A 24071-nucleotide genomic window follows, 5' to 3' on the forward strand; every position below is an offset into this window, starting at 1 on the left:
GCAATCTCATCCGATGGACTTTAATAAGGAGGAATGATTGCATGCGTCAAGGAGCAATGAAAGCTTATTACCTGTTTAGCCCATGGACACGGATTTTTCACTGGGTCATGGTGGTATGTGTTTTTATTCTGTTTGTTACCGGCCTTTATATCGGCAATCCTTTTTTCCTGGGATCACAGGGAATGGAGCCGACTTTTGCCGTTAATAATGTCTTGTCGATGGAAATGGTCAGATATATTCATTTCATCGCCGGATATGTGCTGGTTGTATCCTTTATTCCGCGTATTTACGGCTTTATCATCAACCCTGGCGACAGACTGCTGCCAAGACCCTGGACCAAACTGTACTGGACAGGGATGATAGACACCCAAATGCATTATATGTTTATGCGCGGTAAACATCGTCCCTATTTGCGAAATTCATTGGCCCGGTCAGGATATTTGGCCGTATATCTTATGTTTTTGATTGAAGCCGTTACCGGTTTTGCCATGTACTATATGGTTGAACCCAACCGGTTCCTGGCTAAAATATTCGGTCCCGTCAACAACTGGCTGGTAAACGAGTATATGGTACATATCATTCACCACTTTGTCGCCTGGTTTATCATCTTGTTTGTTATCGTGCATGTATATATGGCTATCAGAGCCGATCTTACTGAAAAAGGCGGCGAGATTTCGGCCATGTTTTCGGGTGTCAAATACATGGAGGAAGAGCCTGACGATCTGGGCGATATAATGGACATCAAAAAAAGTAGCGTAAAATAAAACGGAGATTGCCACAAGGGTAAGGAGTCCTCAGTTATGGAAAAAACTATTGTTTTAGGTATTGGCAATATATTGATGCGAGACGAAGGTTTTGGCGTCCGGGTGATCGAAGAATTCACCCGGAGCTATGCCTTTCCGGACAGTGTTGAGGTTCTTGACGGCGGTACGCTGGGCATGGAACTGCTCAGGTTCATCAACGGCGCCGGCCGGCTGCTGATTATTGACGCTATTAACGGTGGCGATGCACCGGGTGCGTTTTATCAGTTTGCCGGTGACCAGGTTAAAGCCTATTTTAGGCATAAAGTATCAATGCACGAACTGGGGATTCAGGATGTATTGGCCGCGCTGGAACTTTTGGGCCAGCCTGTGGAGGAAATTGTCGTTATGGGGGTTCAGCCGGCTGTCATCGATATCGGGCTTGAGCTGAGCGACACAGTACTGCCTGCCGTTACCACAACTGTGGAAGCGGCACTTGACGTTTTACGCACCTGGGGTATAAACTGCCTGCCGCATACATAGTTATTATAAATGCGGGAGGTGGGGAAATGAATTACAATGTCTTGTATGTAGTACTCACTCTTAAAGATGAACCTGAAGTATTTGCCGCTGAAGATTACCGGTACAATCAGGAAGCCGGGCGCCACGAGTTGCTGATAACTGTCTTTGACCAGAAACTTTGGGTTGATACCAGTGGCGTAAAATTAAGAAAGGTGACTGGCGCTACTTTTTGTTGGAAAGAATATGAACAAGGGCAATATATTGAGCTTAACCAGGCCAATAGCGTATGCCCCATATGCGGCTGGTGGCGGTGCCATGTGTGCGACTCCTGCCGTTGTAACAAACCCGGTAAACGGTGTAACCAAAAGGGATTACAAATTTAGCAGGAAAAATGCATTTCTTCGCGTATATTGTATACTGAGCCTATAGGTAAATCTCTTTGGGAGTGGATAGTATGGTACGTGGTGTTCGTGGTGCGACAACGGTTGCTGCCAATAACCGGGAGGAAATATTCGAACGGGTGGCTGAGCTTCTTAAGACAATAGTAGAGGAGAACGCCATGGCTACTGAAGATATTGGCGCTGTAATATTTAGCTCAACCCCTGACCTCAACGCTGCTTTTCCGGCTGCGGGCGCGAGAAGATTGGGGTGGCTCCAGGTGCCTCTGTTTGGGACGCAGGAGATCGAATGTCCTGACGCGCCCCCGCTTTGTATCCGGGTATTGATTTTATGGAATTCAGATGTGCCGCAGCAAGATGTCAAGCATATTTACCTTCATGATGCCGTAGGACTGCGGCAGGATCTATCAGGATAATATAAAGCCTGTTTTGCCAATTTTTAGGCAAAGCAGGCTTTAATAATTTATTCTTAGATGTTAATGATATTATTGATAAAAATTTGTCTGTTTATGTAGAATTTGATTGCCAAAAATATGCTGGTGATGTAATAATATAGTAGTGACAGGAGGTCTGGAATAATATGGCTTTACATGATAGATTGATATCTGTTGTCGTTCCGGTATTTAACGAACAAGAAAATATTGACAATTTTTATCGCGAAGTTATTAAGCAGATGGAGCAGCTTGCTTACCGGTTTGAACTCATTTTTATTGATGATGGCTCCAGTGATGCTACACCGCTTATTTTAGAACGGCTGGCCAATGCTGACCGGCGGGTGCGGGCCCTGATTCTGGCGCGTAATTTTGGTCATCAGGTAGCTTTGACATGTGGATTGGACCATGCGGAAGGCGATGCGGTAATTACCATGGACGGCGATATGCAGCATCCTCCGGAAATGCTGTCGCAGCTTATTGCCAAATGGGAAGAAGGGTTCCAGGTTGTGCAAACTGTACGGATTAACACCGAAGGTGTGTCCTGGTTTAAAAACTTTACATCAGGTATGTTTTACAAACTAATGAACGCCATGTCCAACATTAAAGTTACTGAGGGCGGTTCTGATTTCCGGCTGCTTGACAAGCAGGTAGTGAAGAGTTTCCGGCGTTTTCGGGAACGTGCCCGGTTTATCAGGGGCATGATTAGCGATATCGGCTACCGCCAGGCAAAAATTGAGTTTGTTGCTCCCAAACGGTTTGCCGGAAAATCTAAGTTTTCCTTGAAAAAAATGCTGCATTTCGCTCTTGACGGTATTACAGCGTATTCCAAGACGCCGCTCCGGTTGGCCTTTTATATTGGTATGGCGCTGGGATTTAGCAGTATTGTTCTGACCCTTCACGTTGTTTATATCAAACTTTTTACCACTGAAGCCGTTCCCGGCTGGGCGACAATATCTGCCAGTATTTTACTCTTAGGCGGCTTGCAATTAGTTGGTTTGGGAATTATCGGCGAGTACGTCGGACGTATATTTGAAGAGGTTAAGCAGCGCCCGCTCTACTGGTTGCGGGCTGAGCTCAGCCAAAATGCCGCGAAAAACAATGATGATCGTTTTTTGCAGAATCCTATATATTTGCCCTAATAATTGTAAAAAAAAACACATCTTTGGGCAGGAATTTTCGATTTAAAACCGAATATAATATGTTGAGCATGGTAGAAAGCCGAATCTAGCTCAGGTACGGGGGAACCAATCATTCGGGGTGAAACTCGGCAAGCGGTCAGCTTGTCGAGTAGGGTGCCTGCAACCCTAACCCGTCAGCTAACCTCGGAGGCCATCGAGAGGAGAAACCAGGATTGCAAAAGTTTTTTGGGTTTATTGTTGCTTTTTGCCTCTTTTTTGGGGCCACACCTTTTGCCCACGCTTCAGGAACCTATGAGCTCGGCGACCAGGGGCCGGATGTAGCCGCCATTCAATCGCAGCTTAATGATCTCGGTTTTAATGCCGGTTCAGCTGACGGTGATTTCGGCGAGTTGACGGTCAATGCGGTCAAGGCTTTCCAAAGGGCTCGTGGGCTGGAAGTTGACGGTGTTGTCGGAGCTCAAACCTATCGCGCCCTGATGGGGCGAGACATGCCTGTTAGCCGTGATTCTTCCACTGCTTCCATCCGGCGCGTTATTCAGACTTCGCTGCGCTACACCGGTGTACCTTATGTGTTTGGTGGGATAAGCCCCAGCGGTTTTGATTGTTCCGGCTTTACCCGCTATGTTTTCGCCCAGAGCGGTGTTTATCTGCCCCGAACAGCTGACGAACAGTTCGAAGTTGGGCGGCCTGTATCCTATAACCGTCTTGAGCCGGGTGATTTGGTGTTCTTCAGCACCTATGCCTCAGGAGCATCCCACAGTGGCATCTATCTTGGTGACGGCAAGTTTATAAGCGCTACGTCCAGCCGCGGTGTGGCTATTGACCGCATGAACAGTAGCTATTGGGGTCCGCGCTATGTCGGCGCCCGCCGGGTGATGTAAACTAACAGAGGGGAAGGCGTTGTCGGCCTTCCCATTTTTATTTATCTTATTTTGTACAAAAGAATTTGTTTATTGGCTTGTATTTAAATCAAGTAATTGACACAATATAAGTGGTCATGTTAAGCATTTTTATAGCGGGGATAAATTTATGTTTACTTTTTACTGGCGCAAGTTTATAGTGCCATACTGGCTGCCGGCGTTGATTGCGGTAGTGTGCTTTATTATTGCCTCAGCGGCTGGACTGGCGGCGCCGCTAGTAATCAAATTGTTGATTGATGATGCCTTGTCTGGCAACAATACTTTGTTTTTGCATCTTATTACCGCCGGTATCGTGGTTCTATACCTTATTCGCGGACTATTTTCCTATATTTATGGCTACAGTATGGCAAAAGCCGGCAACAAGATGATGGCCAAACTCCGCCAGGATATGTTCACTAAACTGCAGTCGCTGGATTATGCCTTTTTTATGAAAGCGCCGGCTGGTGACATCATCTCGTTGTTTACCAACGACTTGTTATTCATACAGCAGGCAGTTATGACCGGTATCCCTGATGCGATTGTGGAATCTCTTAACTTGTTGGCTATTATGGCCATAATGATTTATTTTGATTGGGAACTGGCTATGGTGACTTTTGCCACTTTACCGTTCATCATTTTGGCCATCAGTTTTTTTAATAATAAAATTGCCAGGCTGGGTGCGCTTGTCGAACATACGCTGGCTAAAGTGACAGCAATTGTCCACCAGTCGTTGTTGTCGGTCATGATTATCCAAAGCTATGTCCGGGAAGATTATGAATATCAAAAATTCAGCGATAAAATTCACCAGGCGGCCGGTGACTTGCTTAAAGCCCAGCGGTTTAGCGCTATTTTGGTATCGTTAGTTGAGTTTTTGGCCGCTATTGGGTTGACAATTATCCTCTGGTATGGCGGCCGGGAAGTAATAAACGGCGACTTAAGTATCGGCGGCATGTTCGCTTTCCTGGTGTATATCATTAACGTTCCCATGCCGGTACGCAAAATCAGCCAGGCTTTGACCAGCCTTAAGCTTGGCCTGGTGGCTTGGGAACGGATTAGCAATCTGCTTAATGAGCAGACGCCAACAATTGTGGATGGCTATCTTGAGCTGCCCCAGGCGCAAGGGCGGGTGGAATTCAGGAATGTATCGTTTGCCTATCATGTGGACAAACCGGTATTAGACAATATCAATATTGTTGCGCAGCCTGGGGAGGTTATTGCCATAGTCGGGCCAAGCGGCGCCGGCAAATCCTCATTTGCCAACCTGCTCCTCAGATTTTACGACCCGGATCAGGGAGCAATTTATCTGGACGGTGTCAATATCAAAGACATCAAAATTAGCGCCCTGAGGCGGCATATTGGTTTTATCCAACAGGAACCCATCCTGTTTAATACTTCGATACTGGAAAACATACGCTACGGCCGTCCTGGTGCGGATATGAGACAGGTGGAGCAGGCGGCCAAACTAGCTAATGCTCATGAATTTATCGTAGAATTGCCGTTAGGATATCATTCGGTGGTAGGCGAGCTGGGAGGCAATCTGTCCGGTGGCCAGCGTCAGCGTATTGCCATAGCCAGGGCAATCATTACTGAACCGGCCATACTGCTCTTAGATGAGCCGACGGCTGCGCTTGATACCCATACTGAGAAGCACGTTATGGCCGCGATCAGACAGGCAGGAGCCGGGCGGACCACCTTTATCATCACCCACCGCATGTCGACCATTATGGCTTCCGACCGGGTGGTATACTTGACCGGCGGCAGGGTGGTAGAAACAGGAACCCATCAGGAACTCATTTCCAGGGGTGGTTTATATGCCAGGGCAGTCGAACTGGGTGACCTACAGGTGTATAAATAAGTGAAAAACAGGAAATAATCTATTAGCGGCCGATAGTTGCCGCTATATTTTTATTGGCTAACAAGAAGAATCTTATTAGCCCTAGGATTTGATTGACAGTTAAGTAGTGAGTTGGTAGTATTTAATAGGAATATTCTTATTTCCGCACTGGTGTGCCGCTACCTGGAACTTTCCGGGCTGTGCCACCAGTGCGGTGCATATTAAGGAGTTAATAATATGGTTGACGTGAAACTGAATAATATAACTTTTGGTTACAATGCCGAATTTGTTCTGAATAATATATCACTAACTGTTGAAAACGGTGAATTTGTCGTAGTAGTCGGTCCGAATGGCGCAGGTAAAAGCACATTGTTAAAAATTATTGCCGGACTTGTGGAGCCTGCCGGCGGTCAGGTTTTGATTGGCGGCCACAGAGTGCGGAATGCTGCGCGACAGGGTATTATCGGCTATGTGCCGCAGCACTATGCCCAGAATACCGCAGCTTTTCCGGCCACCGTGGAGGAGATTGTCGCCTTGGGGCTTGTCAATAGCGGTCTAAGTCTAAAAAGCAAGGGGGCCAAGCATATTGTCAGCCATATGTTAGAACTGGTAGGGGCCGATATGCTAAAAGGCCGCCGCATTGGTGAACTGTCAGGCGGTCAGCAGCAACGGGTCATGGTGGCCCGTGCTTTGGCCGGCAACCCTCAACTGTTACTGTTGGATGAGCCGACCAGCGGCATTGACTATGCCGCCAGTGTTAAGATCTACCAGTTGTTGAGTCAACTTAACACTACCTTAGGTATTACCATTGTGATGGTGTCGCATGATATTGAAAATGCCACTTGCTCGGCAGCAAAGGTGGCTTGCATTAACCGCAGTTTGTGTTTCTTTGGCAGTAGCGAACAATTTCGTTCCAGCCACGCCACGATGCGGCATTTATGGTATTATTCCGGATACACAGGTTAAGATGAAAGCGACAAAAATCGAGATTGCTTCACTGGCGTTCGCAATGACAACCAGGGAGGAACGGTAACTATTATCCGGTCGTTGCGAGCGTAGCGTGGCAATCTCACAGTAGTCGTGGAAGGGTGGGTAAGATGCCGGTTATTGAGATTTTACAATATGATTTTATGCAGCGGGCTTTTTTGGCTGGGATTATTATTGCTATCATCTGTCCGCTGTTGGGTATGTTCATTGTCGTCAGGCGGCAGTCGCTTATTGGCGACGGTCTGGGCCATATTGCTTTTGCCGGGGTGACCGGCGGCTATTTGGCAGGCATTTATCCGGCGGCAGGAGCTTTTGCCTTGACCATTGCCGGAGCAGTTGGCATTGAGTTTGTCCGCCGTCAGCGGATGCAGATGGCCGACACCGCGCTGGCAATTTTTTTCTATGCCGGGATAGCGCTGGCCATTATTTTTAGCACTATCACCCGCATCCCCAGCACCGGCTTGCTGGGATTTCTCTTCGGCAGCATACTGACCGTGTCCTGGCAAGATGTTGCGGTTATTGCCGGGTGTGGCTTTATTGTCATAGCTTTTGTTGTCAGTTATTTTGACAGGCTTGTGCTGGTGGCTTTTGACGAGGATGTGGCCTGTGTTGCCGGTATCCGTACCGGCGCGGTTAATATGGCTCTCAGCATTGTTACTGCTATTACTGTGGTGGCAGGCATGATGGTCGTCGGCATACTTATGGTGAGTGCGCTGATGATTGTGCCGGTGGCCGCTGCCGAGCAGCTGGGACGGGGGTTTAAAGCAACACTTGTCTGGGCGGTTGGCCTGGCCGTGCTCTCAGTTGGGAGCGGCCTAACCTTCGCTTTTTACCTGGACATTGCTCCCGGCGGCTCAATTATTATGACGGCCATAATACTGTATATCATAATAGCTGCTGCCCGTCAGGTCCGGTATATTTGGCAACGTGCCGGGCGGACACAAAGTTACACTTGACTTGTTATCCGACAGGGTAATTTGGTATAATTAGGATACAATTACTATACATAACAAGGAGGCCTTCCTATGAACTATACCAGACAACAGGCTTGGCAGCATTTACGCCAGCATGTAAACAGCGAAGTGCTGTTGAAGCACTGTTTGGCCGTTGAAATAGCAATGCGGGCTTACGCCGCCAAATTTGGCGAGGATGTTGAATACTGGGGTGCAGTTGGCTTGCTCCATGACGTTGATTTTGAAAAATTCCCTGAAGATCATCCTAACCATGCCCGGGAAATTCTTACCGCCGCCGGTTATGACAGCCAATTTGTCACCGATGTCGAGTCTCATGCCCGCGATTGGAAGAGGGAACGGACGCTGCTGCAAAAGACGCTGCTGGCTGTTGACGAACTGACCGGGTTTATTATTGCCTGTGCTTTGGTGCGGCCGGATAAGAGCCTGGACAACCTTGAAGTAAAATCGGTTATGAAAAAAATGAAAGACAAGGCCTTTGCCCGCGCTGTCAACCGTGAAACCATAACAACGAGTGCTGCGGCCATGAATGTTGAGTTAAAGGAACATATTGAGTTTGTTACCAAGGCGCTGGCCCAGGCGGCGCATATGCCTGAATATCAGGAATTGCCGCTGGTAGGTTAACTGAATAAAGACTGAATAATAAACATAAACCCGAACGGTGGTGCATAAAGATTAATGAGGAAAGCTAAGAGGAGAGAGAACATGGCGAAAAACGTTTTGAACAAGCTTACCGTTCATCTGTATGACACCAACGTCCGGGCCAGGCTTTATGATCACTTAATGGTATTGCTAAAATGCCAGGAAGGACTTAATCTCAGACCGCTAGTGGCGCTCTGCATAGGCTCAGACCGCTACACCGGCGATGCTCTGGGGCCGCTCATTGGCACCTACCTTGAAGAACATACCGAATGCAGTGTTTACGGAACCCTTGACCATCCTGTTCATGCCGGTAACTTTGTCGAGACCTTAAATATTATTAATCAGCGCTACCACCATCCGCTCATTATTGCCATTGACGCCTGTTTGGGCAAAACCCATGAAATCGGCAACATTGAAATCTGGCAGGGTGGACTGGCGGCCGGTATTGCTGTTGGCAACCGGCTGCCAACGGTCGGTGATATCTCGGTTATCGGTGTAGTCAACGCCCAGAGCCAGATCGGTTACCTTGACCTGCAGAGTACCCCGTTGTCCAAGGTGATGAAACTGAGCCAAGTAATTAGTGAAGCGCTTGCTGACGCCATCAACACGGTAAATATTACGGCTATTCCTGCCTGCAGCTTAAAAGCAGGCGGCGAATAGCCGCTTTTCTTACCGATTTTTTACATACTGTTAGCATTGCGAATATTTCTTATGTCATATATAGAGAAGTGGCATGTATTATAGTCATTCTTCGGGAAACAGCTTATCCCACATCATATACAACACTACCAGCACTCCGGCAAAGAATATTCCGATATCACCAATATAGCGCTCCACGCTCGTCACCTTCCTCAATGTTCAAATATTTCCTGTCTGGATTATATGCTACTTGAGCTGTCGGCGCAAGGCGCCAAAAATAAATTTTTTTGCTGCCAGGCACATTCGGCAAGTCCGCCCCATAGAATTTAACCGACAGATTCTTCGGGGGTGGATGACTGAATGGGCCTTTCATTTATTTTAGCATTGGCGGCTTCGGTAGTTAAAGGCATCACCCTGCTAGTATCGTATATTGCTAACAATACCTTTCCTTTGCCGCTGTCTGAAAAAGACGAGCAAATCTATCTGCAGCGTTTGCGCAACGGTGATGAAGACGCCCGCAATGTCCTGATTGAACGTAACTTGCGCCTAGTAGCCCACATTGTCAAAAAATTTGACAACACCGGTGAAGACGTCGATGACCTCATTTCTATCGGTACAATCGGCCTTATCAAAGCCATTAACACTTTTGATCCAGCCAAAAAAATCAGGTTAGCTACGTACGCAGCCCGGTGCATTGAAAATGAAATACTCATGCATCTTAGAAGTACCCGGCGTATCCGTACTGAAGTCAGTTTGTACGACCCGATCGGGGTTGATAAAGAGGGTAATGAAATTACGTTGATTGACGTTTTGGGCACAGCTCCTGACATTGTCGGCGAGGCTGTGGAAAACCTGTGTGAGCAGGAACGGCTCAACCGGGAAATCCACCGGCTGACATCCAGAGAAAAATGGGTGCTCGAAATGCGTTTCGGCATCCCGGACGGCAGCCGCAAGACTCAACGCGATATCGCCAAAATTCTCGGGATATCGCGCAGTTATGTCAGCCGGATTGAAAAACACGCCATTAATAAACTGGGAAAAACATTGTCGGTAGACAATCAGTCAAAGTAAAAGACAGTAATTGACAACATGAGAGATTGCTGCGCCTGACGCCGGCAATCTCTTTTGTCACAATACCATCATTCCCGGGAACAGTCCGCAAATATGCGAGTGCTTTTTTGTGCCTGGCTAATGTTTGTCTTTGTTTAAAACTCTAGAGGTCGTATTGTCAATGCTAAACAAAGAGGGAAATTAATGGTGGTATGCCCCATCCGTTGCGGACAAGCAATTATCTAGATGCTTAGTATGATTTATTCCATTTTATTAGGTTTATCCTAACTGTATAATACTCCGGATAAATGCTATGATTTTCTTATCAAGGGAGGGATTCATATGTTAGTTGAGGGAATTCAGGTAATGGCCCAGGAGGGGATAACCGAAGACGAAATCGTCGACATTGTAGCTGATGAGCGAAGCCGCTGGCAGAAGAAAGGCAAAGAAATAGCCAGTATTGAATTAACCATTGATGGAGAAGAAATAGTGGTAAAGACTACTGAGCTTTCTCCGATTACGCGTACTCGCCGTATCACCGGTTATTTATCTACTGTCGACCGCTTCAACGATGCTAAACTTGCGGAATTGAACGGAAGAATCGCCCACGCATAATTTAGTGAATTTACGAAAATAGACGATGCCGTCTGCCTCCGGGCGGACGGTTTATTTTATTACCAAAAGTACATTTATTTACCAAATCAAGAATTCGACATTTTTCTTATAATTTTCCGATTATTATGTTATCGGAGGCGATTAAAGTGAGTGAGTCCGAATTTGGCGCGCGAATACGCGAAATATGTGACTATCTTAAGCGGCGGGAAGCCTCAGACCGAGCTTCACGGGAAAAACTACATCAGGAGCTTGCGAGACTGTGTACGCAAATTGTTAAGGCAAAAAGGAAGACCAAGGATCATCTAAATTTAAGAAAAAATTACGGAGTCTAAAACCACCTTGTCACGAATGCTGTGTTGGCTTATTACAACATGCATTCGTGAAGGGTGGTTTTATGTTTTTAACAAACAGATATACAATCTTTCGTTTTTTCTTTGGCCATGCTATAATTTCTGGTAACCGGATACTATTGACTCGGGAGGAAAAATTGCTCAAACTATTAATACCTTGCCTAAAAGTCGATACTTTGTATGACATTGATTTGGCTGAACTGCAAAAACGTGGTATTCGCGGTGTGGTTTTCGACCTTGACAATACCCTTATTCCCTGGAACAGTCCGGAAATATGCCCGGATATATTGAACTGGCTTAATAATTTGGTCAGCCAGGGCTTCAAACTGTGCCTGGTATCCAATAATGGCACAAGACGGGTGCGGCAAATAGCCGAACAGTGCGGTGCGCCGTTTGTCGCCCGGGCGTTAAAACCGTCCCGGACGGGTTTCCGGCAAGCGGTAGCCGCTATGGAACTAACCCCAACTGCGGTAGCAGTAGTAGGGGACCAGCTGTTCACCGATATCTTGGGGGGCAACCGCTTGGAGTTATATACCATTTGGGTCAAACCTCTGGCTACAAAAGAATTTATCGGCACCAAAATAACCCGTCAACTGGAGAAACTGGCTGTCCGTTTGCTGAAAGCTACAGGTAAGCTGCCCTAAATGGAGGAATTACATGAAACTTGCAATGATACAAATGAAGGTAACAGCCGGTGATATTGACGGCAATACCGGCCGGGGATTGGCGCTGGCCCGTCAGGCTGCTCTGCAAGCCGACACTGTTGTATTGCCGGAGATCTGAACCATCGGCTATGCGCTCAAAAATATTGCTGCGGCCGCCGAAACCATGGACGGGCAGCTGATCGCCAGTCTGGCCGCCATTGCCCGGGAGGGCAATGCCAATATTATTGCCGGTTCGGTTCCGTTAACTATCGCGGGTCGAGTTTATAACAGTGCTGTTGCTATCGACAGGCATGGGAACGTTATTACCAGCTACGAGAAAATTCATTTATTCAGCCTGTACGGGGAAGGACGGTTTTTTGCCGCCGGCCCGATGTATACTCCCTTGGTTATTGCCAACATCAGTGAAGCAATCTTGATTTTTACCGGGAAGGAGTTTTCTTCATGACCATAACTGCGAAAACCCAAAAAGTTGGCCTCCTGGGATGGCCGCTTGGTCACTCGCTGTCTCCGGCCATGCACAATGCGGCTTTTGCCGCCAGCGGTCTTGATTACGTGTACCTGCCGCTGCCTACCCCGCCGGAACTGCTTTCTCAGGCTGTTGCCGGGCTCAAAGCCCTGGGGTTTGCGGGCGTCAACGTTACCATACCGCATAAAGTGGCCATCATGGAATACCTGGACGAAATTGACGCCAGCGCCAGGCTGGTGGGGGCCGTTAATACCGTTGTCATTAAAGACGGCCGCTTGATTGGTTACAATACTGACGCCGGCGGCTATATCAGCTCCTTGACAGCAGCCGGGGTGGCCATTGCCGGTAAACACGCCGTTATATTAGGAGCAGGCGGTGCGGCCCGGGCGGTAGTGGCCGGGTTTGTCGGGAACGGCATTGCGTCAGTTGTTATCGGGGCGCGTGCCGCTGCCAAAGCTGAGGCCATTGCCCGCTTTTTTCCCGGCGATACACCGGTAACAGGCCAGGAGTGGGATAGCCGGGATTTCGCCAAAGCCTTGACGCAGGCCGACATTGTCGTCAATACCACGCCGCTCGGCATGCACCCTGACATAACCAACCAGCCGCCGCTGGCCTGGGAACTGCTTAAACCGTCAGCCGTCATTTCCGACTTAGTTTATAACCCGCTGGAGACAAGGTTCATGGTTGAAGCGGTGCGGCGGGGCCACACCGTTGTCGGCGGGGAAGGCATGCTGGCCGAGCAGGGGGCCTTGGCGTTCAGCCTGTGGACAGGCTGCCCTGCGCCCAGAGAGGTCATGCGGACGGCCTTAATTAATGGTTTAAGGAAGTAGTTAACAATAAGTTAATAGTTTCCTAATGAAAAATTATTACATACGTTAGCAGGAATTCATGGCCGGAATGCGAATATACTTCAATATATTTTTTAAAAGATAACGTTTCCGAGTATGGTAGCGATGAATCCTGGACTGTATTTGGGCACTTAGGCCAGGCCGAGCGAGTAGTGCAACCGACCATATGCAAAATATTTTTTTTGTTTTGCTGTGCCGGTTGCTTTTTTATTTTTTGGGATGGAGAAAAAATATGTTAAAAAATCGCAAACGTCTCGGAGACCTGCTTATTGAAGCCGGACTCCTCACCCCGGAGCAACTGGAAAAGGCGCTGAGCGTCCAGAAAAAGACCGGTGAGCGGCTTGGCAAAGTGCTGATCAATCTCGGTTATATCACTGAAAGCAGCATGATTGAAGTGCTGGAGTTTCAGCTTGGCGTGCCGCATATTGATATCGCCAATATGAATATTCCCAGGGAAGTTGCCGCAACCGTACCGGTGAACCTGGCGGAGCGATACCAGGTAATCCCTGTAAAAAAAGACGGCCGCAAACTGACACTGGCCATGGTTGATCCCACAAACTTCTATGCAATTGATGATGTCCGGATGGTGACCGGGTGTGAAATAGAGCCGGTAATAGCTGCTGAACGCGAAATAATGCGAGCCATCAATCAGTCCTACGGGGTCATTGATCTGGTGGAAAAGGCTGTCAACAAGCTAAAGCCGGAAGACTCGGCAAATATATCTGAAGTCCAGACGGCTGACGATGCACCGGTCATCAGTATTGTTAATTCCATTATCAGTCAGGCCATCAAGGAACGGGCCAGCGACATCCATATTGAGCCGCAGGACAAATCACTGCGAGTGCGGTTCCGGGTAGACGGGGTGTTGCGGGAAGTGGTCACTTTTCCGCGCCACACTCACGCTGCCATCGTATCGCGTGTTAAAATTATGAGTGAAATGGATATTGCCGAAAAAAGATTACCGCAGGACGGCCGGATAAAGGTGCAGGAGTTTGGCCGGGATATTGATCTTAGGGTATCCACCCTGCCTACCATAACGGGGGAAAAGGTGGTCATGCGGATTCTGGACCAGAAGGCCGTGATTCTCGATATCAAAGGGTTAGGCTTTGACGCCGATAATTTAACCCGGTATAGAAAGCTTTATTCGCAATCCTACGGCATGATCCTGGTTACCGGACCGACAGGTTCCGGGAAAACGACAACGTTATATTCAACACTGGCCGAAATCAGCACTCCCCATAAAAATGTCATTACTGTTGAAGACCCGGTTGAGTACCGGCTGGACGGTATCAATCAGGTGCAGGTAAATCAAAAGGCTGGGCTGACCTTTGCCAGCGGCCTCCGGTCGATACTCCGGCAAGACCCGAATGTTGTCATGGTGGGGGAAATCCGGGATACTGAAACCGCCGATATCGCTATTCGAGCCGCGCTGACCGGCCATCTGGTATTCAGTACTTTACATACCAATGATGCTCCGGGGGCTATCACCCGGTTGATTGATATGGGCATTGAGCCGTTTTTGGTGGCCTCGTCGGTACTTGGTATTGTGGCCCAGCGGCTGGTGCGGGTGATATGCCCGGATTGTAAACAGCAATATGTTCCTGAAGCCGATTCGCCGGAACGTCAGTTTCTGGGCATTGGGCCTGAAGCCGACATCCGTTTATACCGGGGAGCCGGCTGCTCCCGCTGCAGCTATACCGGTTACCGGGGCCGGATGGCCATCCATGAGGTCATGTCTGTCAGTTCGGCGGTGCGTGAGGCCATTAATCAACGGGTATCCAGTGATGTCCTGGGCAGTATCGCGGCCGGTGAGGGCATGCAGACCATGCGTCAGGACGGGATTGCCAAAGCGCTCGGCGGACAGACAACAGTGGCCGAAGTCATGCGGGTGGCTTATTCGGGAGCGTAACAGGGGGGCTTAGACATATGCTGGAAATAAATACACTATTGCGGGAAGCAGTGGCAGAGCAGGCGTCAGATATTCATCTTACCGTCGGGGTTCCCCCGGTCTTCCGCTTGCGGGGAAGCTTAACACCTACGAAACACCAACCGCTTACTTACAAAGATACCGAAGCAATCTTTCTGTCGATAACCAACGCTGATCAGCAGGCCAAGTTTCACCAACTGGGCGAGCTTGATTTTTCCTATGCCATCGAAGGACTGAGCCGGTTCCGGGTGAACGCCTTTCGCCAACGCGGCTCAATCGCTGTTGCCATCCGGGTAGTTACTGAGCAGGTTCCCACCCTGGAACAGCTTGGCCACCCGGAAGTGCTGAAAACGCTGGCCCGTAAACCCCGGGGGCTGGTGCTGGTTACCGGTCCGACCGGCAGCGGCAAGTCAACCACCCTGGCCGCCATGATCAATCTTATCAACCATGAGCGGGCCTGCCATATCATTACCTTAGAAGACCCTATTGAATATCTGCATAAACATAACACCAGCATTATTAATCAGCGGGAAATCAACGCTGATACCAAATCATTCGCCAACGCGCTCCGGGCGGCGCTCCGCGAAGACCCGGACGTCATCCTGGTGGGCGAGATGCGCGATGTCGAGACCATCGGTATTGCCATAACAGCGGCCGAAACCGGCCATCTGGTATTTGCTACTCTCCATACTGGCGATGCCGCTCAGACGATTGACCGGATTATCGACGTCTTTCCTCCGTATCAACAGCAACAAATCCGGATTCAGCTGTCGCTTACGCTGCAGGGCATTGTGGCGCAGCAACTGCTGCCGCGCCGTGACGGTACCGGCCGGGTAGCGGCCCTCGAGGTCATGCTGGCAACACCGGCGGTGCGCAATCTTATCCGCGAAGGCAAGACCCATCAACTTGCCTCAGTCATTCAGACCGGCGCCAAAATCGGCATGAAGGCCATGGATATGTCGCTCCGGGATTTGTACCGGCGCGGTATTGTTACATATGATGAGGCCTTGGCCCGGGCCATGGATCAGGAGACGTTTGTCCGGCTGGCAAACGGCTAAGCAATCATTCACTATAGAAGAATTAATAGAAGAATTAGAGGTGCAGCAATAGGTGGCCAAGACTTTTGTATACAAGGCCAGAGACCGGAGCGGCCAGGTATTGACAGGCAATATCATTGCCGAAAGTGAAGCCGCTGTCGCCGCCTATATTCGCGATAAAGGTTATTTTGTTACCCAGATTAAAGTACAAAAGCAGGCGTCGTCCCTCCGGGCTTTGGTAAACAGTCTGAAGCGGGTAACTATCAAAGACCTGGCCGTGTTTTGCCGGCAGTTTTCTATCATGGTTGATGCCGGGCTATCTCTTGTTGCCTGCTTAAACATTCTTATTGACCAGACCTATAACCCGAAACTCAAGGTTACTGTTCAGGATATCTACAAGAAGGTTCAGGAAGGCGAAACCTTATCCCGTGCTATGAGGGACCATCCGCACATATTACCCGAAATTATGATTAACATGGTTGAAGCCGGGGAAGTGGGCGGGGTGCTGGATGACGTTCTTAACCGCCTAGCAGCACACTTTGAAAAAGAGCATAAACTTAATGAGAGGGTAAAATCAGCCCTGGTTTATCCGGCTGTCGTCATCGGCATGGCAGTATTGTCAGTGACCTTTATTTTAACTTTTGTGCTGCCGACGTTCATGAAAATGTTTGAGAACATGAAGGTGGAACTGCCGTTACCCACCCGGATCCTGCTGCAAATCAGCGGCTTTTTGACCCATTACGGGCTATGGCTGGCCATAGTATTGGCGCTGGCAGGCTATGGCCTGGTCATCCTGGCGCGACAGCCGAAATACCGGCTGGTTATCGACGAACTGCTATTAAGACTGCCGGTGTTCGGCCTGCTGTGGCGCAAAGTGGCCATTGCCCGGTTCAGCCGGACCTTGTCAACCTTGGTCCGGGGCGGAGTGCCCATTATCTCGGCCATTGAAGTAGTTAAAAAGACCTCAGGCAATCTAAGCATGGCCAGGGCGTTAACGGCAGCGCAAGCAAGTATTCGCGAAGGCCTGGGCTTGGCGACACCGCTGGGGTCTAGCAATGTATTTACCCCCATGGTGGTGCAGATGGTGGCGATTGGTGAGGAAACCGGGGAACTGGATAAAATGCTGGAGAAGATTGCCGATTTCTATGACAGCGATGTAGATGATATGGTGAGCAGGCTGAGCAGTATGCTGGAGCCGATTTTGATTGGGATACTGGGAGTGGTAATAGGGGGTATAGTGATTTCTGTGATGTTGCCGCTCTTTGATGTCATAACCAATTTCAACCGCACTTTATAGAATAGAAAGGAGGTGAAACTTATGCTCAGAAACATGAGAAAGGCTATAAAAGGGCAAAAGGGTTTTACGCTGGTTGAGTTAATGGTGGTAATTGCGATTTTGGGTGTATTGGCAGCATTGCTTGTACCACGACTTACTACATCGACTGATGCAGCTAAGGATGCTAAGCTTAAAGCCGACCTGCGTAGTTTAGACAGTGCGTTAGTGCAGTATTATGCCAATAATAATCAATATCCAGCAAATCTTTCTGCTGCGAAAACTTCCCTTCAGAATTATATTTCGTCTTGGCCGAAAGATGCGAAAGGTAACGATATACAGTACGGACCAAATGGAAATGGTTACGATCTAGCAGGTGCTGACAGCAAAAATAATTGGCGCTATTCACCCGGAAGTATCAGTTATCCTGGCGATTGGTCGAATACCTATTAATTTTTAAATCCAAGGCGGCCTTGTGCCGCCTTGGCGTCCTATCTTTGTTAAGGAGAAACGCCTTTGCTTACCTTGTTTATTTTTATCCTTGGTCTTATTATCGGCAGTTTCCTCAATGTCTGCATCTACCGCCTGCCGCAGGGAAAATCCATCGTTACTCCGCCTTCACATTGTTTCGCCTGCGGTACGCGCCTTAAACCCGGGGATCTAATCCCCGTAATTAGTTATATTGTCCAACGGGGCCGCTGCCGGTATTGCGGTACAGTTTTTTCGTTCCGGTACGTGGTAGTGGAACTAATTACCGCCGTGCTATTTGTATGGTGTTTCCAAGTAACCGGGTTAGGCCCGGAATTATTGAAAGCCCTTATTTTTATTTCATTTCTTATCGTTATCACTTTCATCGACTACGACTACCAGCTTATCCTGGACAAAGTCCTCATCTGGTTTACAGGAGCTGGTGTTGCTATAAACTTATATATCGGTTGTCCAGCCATAACCGACATGCTTATCGCCGCCGTCACCGGCGGCGGCTTGCTACTCCTTATTGCCGTAATTACGCGCGGCGGCATGGGGGGCGGTGACATTAAATTTGTCGCGGCCCTGGGTTTATGGCTGGGGTTAAAGCTGACCATTCTTACGCTGTTCCTGTCATTTGTCATTGGCGGCATTGGCAGCCTGTTATTGCTGATATTTAAACTAAAAGGCCGCAAAGATTTTATCCCGTTTGGGCCATTCATTGCTGTCGGAGCCTTTGTAAGTTCGTTATACGGAATTGAAATCATTGGGTGGTATCTAAAGACGTTCGCAAGATGACAGCTAAAAAAGGAGTACTGCCAGTGATGAAGAATATCAGTATCAATAAGGGGTTTACCTTAATTGAATTAGTCGTTGTGATAGCAGTTATCGGTATCTTGGCGGCCATGGCCGTCCCTAAAGTGTCACAGGTTATGGCACAAAGTGAATTGGAGGGGGCTGCCCGCAACCTGGCAGCCGATATCCGCAAATTACAGCAGATGACAATTAATGGTGGTACTGACGTTGCCTATAAAATACGCTTTATCAATGACAATACACCCCGGTATAATTTTACTGACGGGGTAAATACCATTCGCAAGGTATATCTTCCCAGTTCAGTGGAATTGATGGGTTACCCCGTGGATATACAGTTCTGGATTGACGGTGTTCCCCAGTCCGGAGCGCAGAGCATTCAATTGCGCAGCAAGGTCACTTCTCAGTCATTATATATTGTCCTTGCGCCAGTGACTGGTCGTGTACGGGTGACGAGTAACCCCAATTCACCTTACTAAAGGAAGGATGAGGGTTTAATTTATGGTTGTTGTTCGGAATCAGCGTGGTTATATACTCCTAGAAGCGATCATCGCAACAGTTATTGTGACTGTTGCACTTGTTGCTGTTGCAGGTATGTTTATAACTTCCACCAGAGCGACGGTAACTGGGGCAGATTATACCGTTCTTACCAACCTGGCCCAGGAGCAAATCGAAACAATGAAGGTGAAAGATTGGTCGGCGGTAACTTTTCCTTATACCTATATCCCATATGATGATCCAATAACAATTAACAATGTCAGCTACACCCGTAGTGTGAGGGCTGAGTTAAGCGATCTTGATCCCGAATATCCTGACAAGAACAGGATTATCCAAGTTTCGGCTACCGCAGCTCGCAGTGATGGTCAGGCAAGTGTCACTTTGGTTACCTATGTTATTAACGATAAAGCTTTACCGCAGTTTCGGTCGCCATAGGCGTAGGTGGTGGAAATATGCATATATTTTTACATAACATTCTGGTGCGGGCTAAGGAACAACGCGGTTTCACCCTGGTAGAGCTTATGGTAGGCATGACATTGACAGTGCTATTAATGACTGCTGTTTTCGGTCTTTTGTTTACTAGCCTTCGTTCGTGGCAAAACGGCAAAAGTCATGCGGAAATTCAACAGGCGGCACGGATTGCGACAGACACGATAGCGCGAAATGTGCGTTACGCGTACACTGTTAGTAGTTCTGACGGAAAGACACTCAGGCTGACAACAGACCCGGCAGGGGCTAACACAGTTGTTTTTGGCGTTGATCCCACAACCAAAGCGCTTTGTATAACGCAAGGTAATGGGACTCCTCAGCCGTTAGCAGGCAATGGTATGAACGGACAAGAGGGTACCATTATTATAATTGACAACAGATTTAGCGTTCAGGGAAAGCTTGTATCAATCATAATAACGGCACAGGATAAAACAACGGGCGCAACGTTTACCTGCCAGACAAGTATGGCGGCGTTAAACAATTAATCAGCTAATATTATTCTATCTGAAGGGGTGTATGTGGGAATGTTTTATTTCCACAACTACATAAGATCGCAAACAGGGTCTGCGTCGATGCTGGCGATCGTTGCCATGGCGGTATTAGGCATTATCGGCGGGGCATTTGTCTTTTTAAGTTCGTCCGAAGCCGTTATGGCGGCTAATTTTCGGGATGGAACGGCAGCTCAGTATTTGGCCGAAGCAGGAGCCAGAAGAGGTATTGTCGAACTAGCAAAATATACAGGATGGAGTGGCACTCATGGCAACGTTCTACTGGGGAGCGGGGAATATTCCGTAGAAGTTGTTACCGACTCAAACGGGACTAGGCTTGAGTCAACCGGTACAGTCGGTACAGTAAACAAGGTTACCCGTAAGGTTGTTCTGCGATTGCAGATGGGAACACCAGCTTCGATTAACGGAGTATATAACTATGCTATATTTTCCGGGGGCAACTTCAATATGGGGAATAATGCCGTTGTCTATGGATCAATTGGCAGCAACTCGATTATTAATTTAAATAATAATGCCAAAATTCGCAAGACCAGTACGGGGAAAGGCGGCGATGTCTGGTCTTACGATAAGGTAAATACCGGTAACAATGTCACGGTTGAGGGAGCGATCATTGATAAAAACTCGGATACTGATCCCAATAGAAAGCCTCTTGTCATCCCTAACTTTAATATCGATAGTTATAAACCTAATCTCAGTGGAGCTACCCTCTGGCGGAACAGTCAAAATGATAACAATCTCGACATAAACTCGAATTTTACCCGGGGTGCAGGCACCTACAACGTCAATGGAGACATGAAGGTAAATGCCACTCTTACTTGTACAGGCGACATTAATCTTTATGTAAATAGCAATATGAGTATTGGCAATAACTCGGTTGTGAATTTTACCGGAGGTTCTACTGTCAACATTTTTGTTAACGGGGATTTGACGTTAAACAATAATTCGTCAATCAACTTTGCTAATTCAACCGGAAAAAATGTAAATATATATGTGAAGAATAATCTTAATGTTAACAATAACGCAGCGATATCGGGCGAAGTAACCATCCTGGTAAACGGAGGAGTAAATATTGGCAATAACGCTGAGATAAACAAAGCGCTGCTTATTGCCAAACAGAATATCAGTCTGTCTCAGAATATGCTCTTCACCGGTTGCATGATAACTCAAGGTGTCATAAATGATTCAAATAATGCCAAAGTTACTTATGATTATGACTTTATCGGCAGAGCCTTGAGCAATCATCCGGAATTAGTTGTCAGCAACTCGGGAGGTTCCGGAGGTTCAAGCGGGTCGGGAAGTTCTGCCGGAAGTATTAAAATAACATCCTGGAGCTACTATTAACACAATTATTTATCAAGGGGAGGATGTAAGAATATGCAACTTAAAAATTATATGGAAGATTTAGTCTGGCAGCGTCTTGACGAGGTAATGGCACGTCATAAAAACTGCTGTACCTGTGAAAACTGCCGCTATGATGTAGCGGCTTTAGCCCTTAATTTTTTGCCTCCCAGATATATCGTTACCAGCAAAGGTGAGACCTACACCCGCGTCAGGGCTCTGGAACAGCAGTTTAATGTTGACATTGTAACAGCGATATCTCATGCTATTCAGATTGTATCGTCTAAGCCTCATCATGAAGATAAGTAAATTTGCGTTAGTAAAGGATAAAGTTGCCCGCTGGCTGGTGCGGCGGCCGACAAATATTGTTGGTATTGACATCGGGTCTGGCGCTGTGAAAATGGCGGAAGTGGCTATACAGCAGGACACGCCGCTCTTGAAAGCTGTGGGAATTGCCGAGTTGCCGGAAAATATTTTGGAGGACGGTTATGTCGCCGATATTCCTGCTCTGGCCGGTGTTCTTAACCGGCTTTTAAACACAAGCGGCATTGGCGCGCAGGCTGCGGTTATGGCTGTGAGCGGGCGGAATGTGTTTGTCCGGGAAGTCATGTTTCCCGCTATGAGCTATGAGGAACTGCGGGAGGCCATCAAATGGGATATGGAAAAATACGTGCCGTATGACCCTGATAGTTACTATTATGATTTTGCTATTGCCGGTACAGGTAAGACCGAACTGGAAATCAAGGTCTTGCTGGTGGCTGCGCCGAATGATTTGATCAACGGTCTTGTAGCCGCGGTTAAAGAGGCAGGATGTAAGCCTATCGCTGTAGAAATAGAACCTTTAGCCCTGCAACGGACCATACCCGGCGCAGCTAATTGTTTAGTCATTGATATTGGTGATTCGGTTTCCCAGATCCATGTATTCCAATCAGGCAGTCCCTCGATTACCCGACCGATTCCGCTGGGCGGCAGGCGCTTTACCGAAGTCATTATGAGTGCCTTGGATTTAGAATTTACCGAGGCGGAAAGATTGAAGCAACGGCAAATGGGATTATTGCAACGGGTGGATTATGAAGGGGAGCGGTCGTTCCTTCACCAGCAATTATTTTTTGTCGTCGAGGAGTTAGCCCGGGAAGTTCGCCGCACCTATGAGTATTACCAGATCCAAAACCGGGAAGCAATTGTTGAAAAGATTATTCTAACCGGTGGCGGGGCTAAATTGGATAACCTGGCGCACCATCTCGCGGCCCAGTTGGAGGATATCCAGGTAATACTTCACAATCCGCTGGCCGGTATTGGAATATCACCGTCCCTGGATGCCGGGTATGTAGGTGAGATTGATCTACGTCTGGCCATGCCGATCGGGCTGGCGTTGCGCGGGGGTGAACCATGATTAGTATTAATCTGTTACCTCCTTCCGAGCGGCAGACCAAGTGGCCGCTGCAAACAATTGTTGTTAGTATTCTGGGAATATTGGTATTGTTTTATTTCCTTGCGTACGGTTATAATTTCTATATAATCAGTTCGCTTGAGGAGAAAATCCAGGAAACCAGGCAACAGTATACATTACTTAGGCCGACCCAGGATAAAATGCAGTTAGCCAATACGAAACAACAGATGTTAAATGTGAAAAATGATTTGTTGGTCAAACTTACGAAAGAACGAAAATCCTGGTATGCTATTGTTTCCAGGTTCGGCATAATTACCCCGCCGCAGATTTGGTTGACCGAACTGGGGGCCAGTGATAAAAATGTAATTCTTATTAAAGGGAATGCGTTAACCTATCCGGATTTGGCAAATTTCATGCAGCAACTCGAAGGGGATGAGTTCTTCGCTGAGCCAGTACTTATTAAAGCCGAAAAAGACGCGAAATTCGCCACGACGAGATTCGAAATGACGGTAAAACTCAAGGGGATGTAATCGTGACAGCTTTGCTGGCTAAACTGGAAACCAAACATAAGTTGTATATATTAGGATTGGGAGTAGTATTGCTTACTACTTTATTTTATATTTTGGTGCTTTCGCCCCAACGCGACCGCATTGCCGAGCTGAAGAGTGAGTACCAGGCAGAGAGTCAGCGAGTCAAAACCATCGAAGCTTTCGCCATGAACCATCCTGATCTCGACCAGTATCTTAACGAACTGGATAACAAGCTTGCCCAGTCTGATAACAAGCTGCCCGGCCAGCCTGAAGTAGGTGAGTTTTTGAAAGACGTTGAGCAGGCTGCTAAAGGCAGCGGGATTCAACTTAGCGAGATCAAGCCTTCACCGGCTGCAAACAAAGAGAGTTACCGGGAAATACCGGTTGAAATTAATGTAAAAGGGACATACCTGCAAACCCTTGATTTTATTAAAAAATTGGAAGACAGCCGCCGGTTTAATGCGGTGACCAATGTAAATATACAGGCTAAACAAGGAAGTTTAGAAAGTAAACTAAACCTGATAATCTATAGTTACGGTGTTGCGCCCGGCGCTGTTTCGAACAAGCAACAATCGCAGCCACCTGTGAAGAAATAATGAG

General features: G+C 47.8%; 30 protein-coding genes and 2 riboswitches. All 30 genes read left to right on the forward strand.

The annotated features are described in order from the left end of the window. The first annotated feature begins 41 nt into the window (after nt 1-41). The 30 genes from cybH to SCACP_RS07435 all read left to right on the forward strand — a co-directional run bounded on the left by cybH (nt 42) and on the right by SCACP_RS07435 (nt 24067). On the forward strand, nt 42-764 hold the full coding sequence (gene cybH, locus SCACP_RS07290; protein ID WP_425060688.1) for a Ni/Fe-hydrogenase, b-type cytochrome subunit: 723 nt from the start codon (nt 42-44) through the stop codon (nt 762-764). A gap of 36 nt (nt 765-800) precedes the next feature. Continuing rightward, the gene (locus SCACP_RS07295; protein ID WP_425060689.1) at nt 801-1283 is read left to right on the forward strand and encodes a HyaD/HybD family hydrogenase maturation endopeptidase; all 483 of its coding nucleotides are present in this window, start codon (nt 801-803) and stop codon (nt 1281-1283) included. 26 nt (nt 1284-1309) lie between these two features. Further along, nucleotides 1310-1645, forward strand: coding sequence for a hypothetical protein (locus SCACP_RS07300; RefSeq protein WP_425060690.1), 336 nt, complete (start codon nt 1310-1312; stop codon nt 1643-1645). A 71-nt stretch (nt 1646-1716) separates the two neighbouring features. Further along, nucleotides 1717-2076 carry a chorismate mutase gene (gene aroH / locus SCACP_RS07305; RefSeq protein ID WP_425060691.1) on the forward strand — a complete coding sequence of 120 codons (360 nt, stop codon included), beginning with the start codon at nt 1717-1719 and terminating at the stop codon, nt 2074-2076. A gap of 164 nt (nt 2077-2240) precedes the next feature. Further along, nucleotides 2241-3233, forward strand: a complete 993-nt coding sequence (locus SCACP_RS07310) for a glycosyltransferase family 2 protein (RefSeq protein ID WP_425060692.1) — start codon at nt 2241-2243, stop codon at nt 3231-3233. A gap of 67 nt (nt 3234-3300) precedes the next feature. After that, nucleotides 3301-3440, forward strand: a riboswitch (cyclic di-AMP (ydaO/yuaA leader). A 5-nt stretch (nt 3441-3445) separates the two neighbouring features. Beyond that, on the forward strand, nt 3446-4114 hold the full coding sequence (locus SCACP_RS07315) for a C40 family peptidase (RefSeq protein ID WP_425060693.1): 669 nt from the start codon (nt 3446-3448) through the stop codon (nt 4112-4114). 148 nt (nt 4115-4262) lie between these two features. Next, nucleotides 4263-5987 carry an ABC transporter ATP-binding protein gene (locus tag SCACP_RS07320; RefSeq protein ID WP_425060694.1) on the forward strand — a complete coding sequence of 575 codons (1725 nt, stop codon included), beginning with the start codon at nt 4263-4265 and terminating at the stop codon, nt 5985-5987. 216 nt (nt 5988-6203) lie between these two features. Then, complete coding sequence (locus SCACP_RS07325; protein WP_425060695.1) at nt 6204-6932, forward strand: metal ABC transporter ATP-binding protein; 729 nt, start codon at nt 6204-6206, stop codon at nt 6930-6932. A 131-nt stretch (nt 6933-7063) separates the two neighbouring features. Further along, nucleotides 7064-7909 carry a metal ABC transporter permease gene (locus tag SCACP_RS07330; RefSeq protein ID WP_425060696.1) on the forward strand — a complete coding sequence of 282 codons (846 nt, stop codon included), beginning with the start codon at nt 7064-7066 and terminating at the stop codon, nt 7907-7909. A gap of 69 nt (nt 7910-7978) precedes the next feature. Continuing rightward, nucleotides 7979-8548: an HD domain-containing protein gene (locus SCACP_RS07335; RefSeq protein ID WP_425060697.1), complete on the forward strand. Its 570-nt coding sequence runs from the start codon at nt 7979-7981 to the stop codon at nt 8546-8548. Nucleotides 8549-8629: 81 nt separating this feature from the next. Next, a complete protein-coding gene (yyaC, locus tag SCACP_RS07340; RefSeq protein ID WP_425060698.1) occupies nt 8630-9226 on the forward strand; it encodes a spore protease YyaC in 597 nt (198 codons plus the stop codon). Nucleotides 9227-9565: 339 nt separating this feature from the next. Then, nucleotides 9566-10276: an RNA polymerase sporulation sigma factor SigK gene (gene sigK, locus SCACP_RS07345; protein ID WP_425060699.1), complete on the forward strand. Its 711-nt coding sequence runs from the start codon at nt 9566-9568 to the stop codon at nt 10274-10276. Nucleotides 10277-10597: 321 nt separating this feature from the next. Beyond that, nucleotides 10598-10870 (forward strand): hypothetical protein, encoded by a 273-nt coding sequence (locus SCACP_RS07350; protein WP_425060700.1) that lies wholly within the window; start codon nt 10598-10600, stop codon nt 10868-10870. Between the two features lie 487 nt (nt 10871-11357). Continuing rightward, entirely contained in the window at nt 11358-11864 is a 507-nt protein-coding gene (locus SCACP_RS07355; protein WP_425060701.1) for a YqeG family HAD IIIA-type phosphatase, read from the forward strand. Between the two features lie 13 nt (nt 11865-11877). Then, nucleotides 11878-12003 carry a hypothetical protein gene (locus SCACP_RS07360; RefSeq protein ID WP_425060702.1) on the forward strand — a complete coding sequence of 42 codons (126 nt, stop codon included), beginning with the start codon at nt 11878-11880 and terminating at the stop codon, nt 12001-12003. Between the two features lie 24 nt (nt 12004-12027). Next, the gene (locus SCACP_RS07365) at nt 12028-12330 is read left to right on the forward strand and encodes a nitrilase-related carbon-nitrogen hydrolase (protein WP_425061343.1); all 303 of its coding nucleotides are present in this window, start codon (nt 12028-12030) and stop codon (nt 12328-12330) included. Continuing rightward, on the forward strand, nt 12327-13181 hold the full coding sequence (locus SCACP_RS07370; RefSeq protein WP_425060703.1) for a shikimate dehydrogenase: 855 nt from the start codon (nt 12327-12329) through the stop codon (nt 13179-13181). The genes SCACP_RS07365 and SCACP_RS07370 overlap by 4 nt, the downstream gene beginning before the upstream one ends. Before the next feature lie 107 nt (nt 13182-13288). Further along, nucleotides 13289-13372, forward strand: a riboswitch (cyclic di-GMP riboswitch). Nucleotides 13373-13431: 59 nt separating this feature from the next. Then, nucleotides 13432-15108 carry a type II secretion system ATPase GspE gene (gspE, locus tag SCACP_RS07375; protein WP_425060704.1) on the forward strand — a complete coding sequence of 559 codons (1677 nt, stop codon included), beginning with the start codon at nt 13432-13434 and terminating at the stop codon, nt 15106-15108. A gap of 20 nt (nt 15109-15128) precedes the next feature. Next, nucleotides 15129-16184 (forward strand): type IV pilus twitching motility protein PilT, encoded by a 1056-nt coding sequence (locus SCACP_RS07380; RefSeq protein ID WP_425061344.1) that lies wholly within the window; start codon nt 15129-15131, stop codon nt 16182-16184. 52 nt (nt 16185-16236) lie between these two features. Then, nucleotides 16237-17460, forward strand: coding sequence for a type II secretion system F family protein (locus SCACP_RS07385; protein ID WP_425060705.1), 1224 nt, complete (start codon nt 16237-16239; stop codon nt 17458-17460). A gap of 21 nt (nt 17461-17481) precedes the next feature. Further along, entirely contained in the window at nt 17482-17889 is a 408-nt protein-coding gene (locus tag SCACP_RS07390; protein WP_425060706.1) for a type II secretion system protein, read from the forward strand. A 63-nt stretch (nt 17890-17952) separates the two neighbouring features. Continuing rightward, nucleotides 17953-18702 carry a prepilin peptidase gene (locus tag SCACP_RS07395; protein ID WP_425060707.1) on the forward strand — a complete coding sequence of 250 codons (750 nt, stop codon included), beginning with the start codon at nt 17953-17955 and terminating at the stop codon, nt 18700-18702. 26 nt (nt 18703-18728) lie between these two features. Continuing rightward, nucleotides 18729-19196, forward strand: a complete 468-nt coding sequence (locus SCACP_RS07400) for a pilus assembly FimT family protein (protein WP_425061345.1) — start codon at nt 18729-18731, stop codon at nt 19194-19196. 22 nt (nt 19197-19218) lie between these two features. Beyond that, nucleotides 19219-19650 carry a type IV pilus modification PilV family protein gene (locus SCACP_RS07405; protein ID WP_425060708.1) on the forward strand — a complete coding sequence of 144 codons (432 nt, stop codon included), beginning with the start codon at nt 19219-19221 and terminating at the stop codon, nt 19648-19650. 17 nt (nt 19651-19667) lie between these two features. After that, on the forward strand, nt 19668-20189 hold the full coding sequence (locus SCACP_RS07410; RefSeq protein WP_425060709.1) for a PilW family protein: 522 nt from the start codon (nt 19668-19670) through the stop codon (nt 20187-20189). 87 nt (nt 20190-20276) lie between these two features. Continuing rightward, nucleotides 20277-21554 (forward strand): pilus assembly PilX N-terminal domain-containing protein, encoded by a 1278-nt coding sequence (locus tag SCACP_RS07415; protein ID WP_425060710.1) that lies wholly within the window; start codon nt 20277-20279, stop codon nt 21552-21554. Between the two features lie 33 nt (nt 21555-21587). After that, on the forward strand, nt 21588-21860 hold the full coding sequence (locus SCACP_RS07420) for a late competence development ComFB family protein (RefSeq protein WP_425060711.1): 273 nt from the start codon (nt 21588-21590) through the stop codon (nt 21858-21860). Next, nucleotides 21847-22944: a type IV pilus assembly protein PilM gene (gene pilM / locus SCACP_RS07425; RefSeq protein WP_425060712.1), complete on the forward strand. Its 1098-nt coding sequence runs from the start codon at nt 21847-21849 to the stop codon at nt 22942-22944. Before SCACP_RS07420 ends, pilM begins: the two co-directional genes overlap by 14 nt. Continuing rightward, the gene (locus SCACP_RS07430; RefSeq protein WP_425060713.1) at nt 22941-23471 is read left to right on the forward strand and encodes a PilN domain-containing protein; all 531 of its coding nucleotides are present in this window, start codon (nt 22941-22943) and stop codon (nt 23469-23471) included. Before pilM ends, SCACP_RS07430 begins: the two co-directional genes overlap by 4 nt. Before the next feature lie 2 nt (nt 23472-23473). After that, on the forward strand, nt 23474-24067 hold the full coding sequence (locus SCACP_RS07435) for a type 4a pilus biogenesis protein PilO (protein WP_425060714.1): 594 nt from the start codon (nt 23474-23476) through the stop codon (nt 24065-24067). Nucleotides 24068-24071 lie beyond the last annotated feature (4 nt).

It is taken from the genome of Sporomusaceae bacterium ACPt (assembly GCA_041428575.1).
In the GTDB taxonomy this organism is placed as follows: Bacteria; Bacillota; Negativicutes; order Sporomusales; family Sporomusaceae; genus Sporomusa_D; species Sporomusa_D carbonis.

Coding starts and splice junctions, on each gene's coding strand:
- cybH (WP_425060688.1), top strand. CDS start 42: ATGCGTCAAGGAGCAATGAAAGCTTATTACCTGTTTAGCCCATGGACA.
- SCACP_RS07295 (WP_425060689.1), top strand. CDS start 801: ATGGAAAAAACTATTGTTTTAGGTATTGGCAATATATTGATGCGAGAC.
- SCACP_RS07300 (WP_425060690.1), top strand. CDS start 1,310: ATGAATTACAATGTCTTGTATGTAGTACTCACTCTTAAAGATGAACCT.
- aroH (WP_425060691.1), top strand. CDS start 1,717: ATGGTACGTGGTGTTCGTGGTGCGACAACGGTTGCTGCCAATAACCGG.
- SCACP_RS07310 (WP_425060692.1), top strand. CDS start 2,241: ATGGCTTTACATGATAGATTGATATCTGTTGTCGTTCCGGTATTTAAC.
- SCACP_RS07320 (WP_425060694.1), top strand. CDS start 4,263: ATGTTTACTTTTTACTGGCGCAAGTTTATAGTGCCATACTGGCTGCCG.
- SCACP_RS07325 (WP_425060695.1), top strand. CDS start 6,204: ATGGTTGACGTGAAACTGAATAATATAACTTTTGGTTACAATGCCGAA.
- SCACP_RS07330 (WP_425060696.1), top strand. CDS start 7,064: ATGCCGGTTATTGAGATTTTACAATATGATTTTATGCAGCGGGCTTTT.
- SCACP_RS07335 (WP_425060697.1), top strand. CDS start 7,979: ATGAACTATACCAGACAACAGGCTTGGCAGCATTTACGCCAGCATGTA.
- yyaC (WP_425060698.1), top strand. CDS start 8,630: ATGGCGAAAAACGTTTTGAACAAGCTTACCGTTCATCTGTATGACACC.
- sigK (WP_425060699.1), top strand. CDS start 9,566: ATGGGCCTTTCATTTATTTTAGCATTGGCGGCTTCGGTAGTTAAAGGC.
- SCACP_RS07350 (WP_425060700.1), top strand. CDS start 10,598: ATGTTAGTTGAGGGAATTCAGGTAATGGCCCAGGAGGGGATAACCGAA.
- SCACP_RS07360 (WP_425060702.1), top strand. CDS start 11,878: ATGAAACTTGCAATGATACAAATGAAGGTAACAGCCGGTGATATTGAC.
- SCACP_RS07370 (WP_425060703.1), top strand. CDS start 12,327: ATGACCATAACTGCGAAAACCCAAAAAGTTGGCCTCCTGGGATGGCCG.
- gspE (WP_425060704.1), top strand. CDS start 13,432: ATGTTAAAAAATCGCAAACGTCTCGGAGACCTGCTTATTGAAGCCGGA.
- SCACP_RS07390 (WP_425060706.1), top strand. CDS start 17,482: ATGCTCAGAAACATGAGAAAGGCTATAAAAGGGCAAAAGGGTTTTACG.
- SCACP_RS07400 (WP_425061345.1), top strand. CDS start 18,729: ATGAAGAATATCAGTATCAATAAGGGGTTTACCTTAATTGAATTAGTC.
- SCACP_RS07405 (WP_425060708.1), top strand. CDS start 19,219: ATGGTTGTTGTTCGGAATCAGCGTGGTTATATACTCCTAGAAGCGATC.
- SCACP_RS07410 (WP_425060709.1), top strand. CDS start 19,668: ATGCATATATTTTTACATAACATTCTGGTGCGGGCTAAGGAACAACGC.
- SCACP_RS07415 (WP_425060710.1), top strand. CDS start 20,277: ATGCTGGCGATCGTTGCCATGGCGGTATTAGGCATTATCGGCGGGGCA.
- SCACP_RS07420 (WP_425060711.1), top strand. CDS start 21,588: ATGCAACTTAAAAATTATATGGAAGATTTAGTCTGGCAGCGTCTTGAC.
- pilM (WP_425060712.1), top strand. CDS start 21,847: ATGAAGATAAGTAAATTTGCGTTAGTAAAGGATAAAGTTGCCCGCTGG.
- SCACP_RS07430 (WP_425060713.1), top strand. CDS start 22,941: ATGATTAGTATTAATCTGTTACCTCCTTCCGAGCGGCAGACCAAGTGG.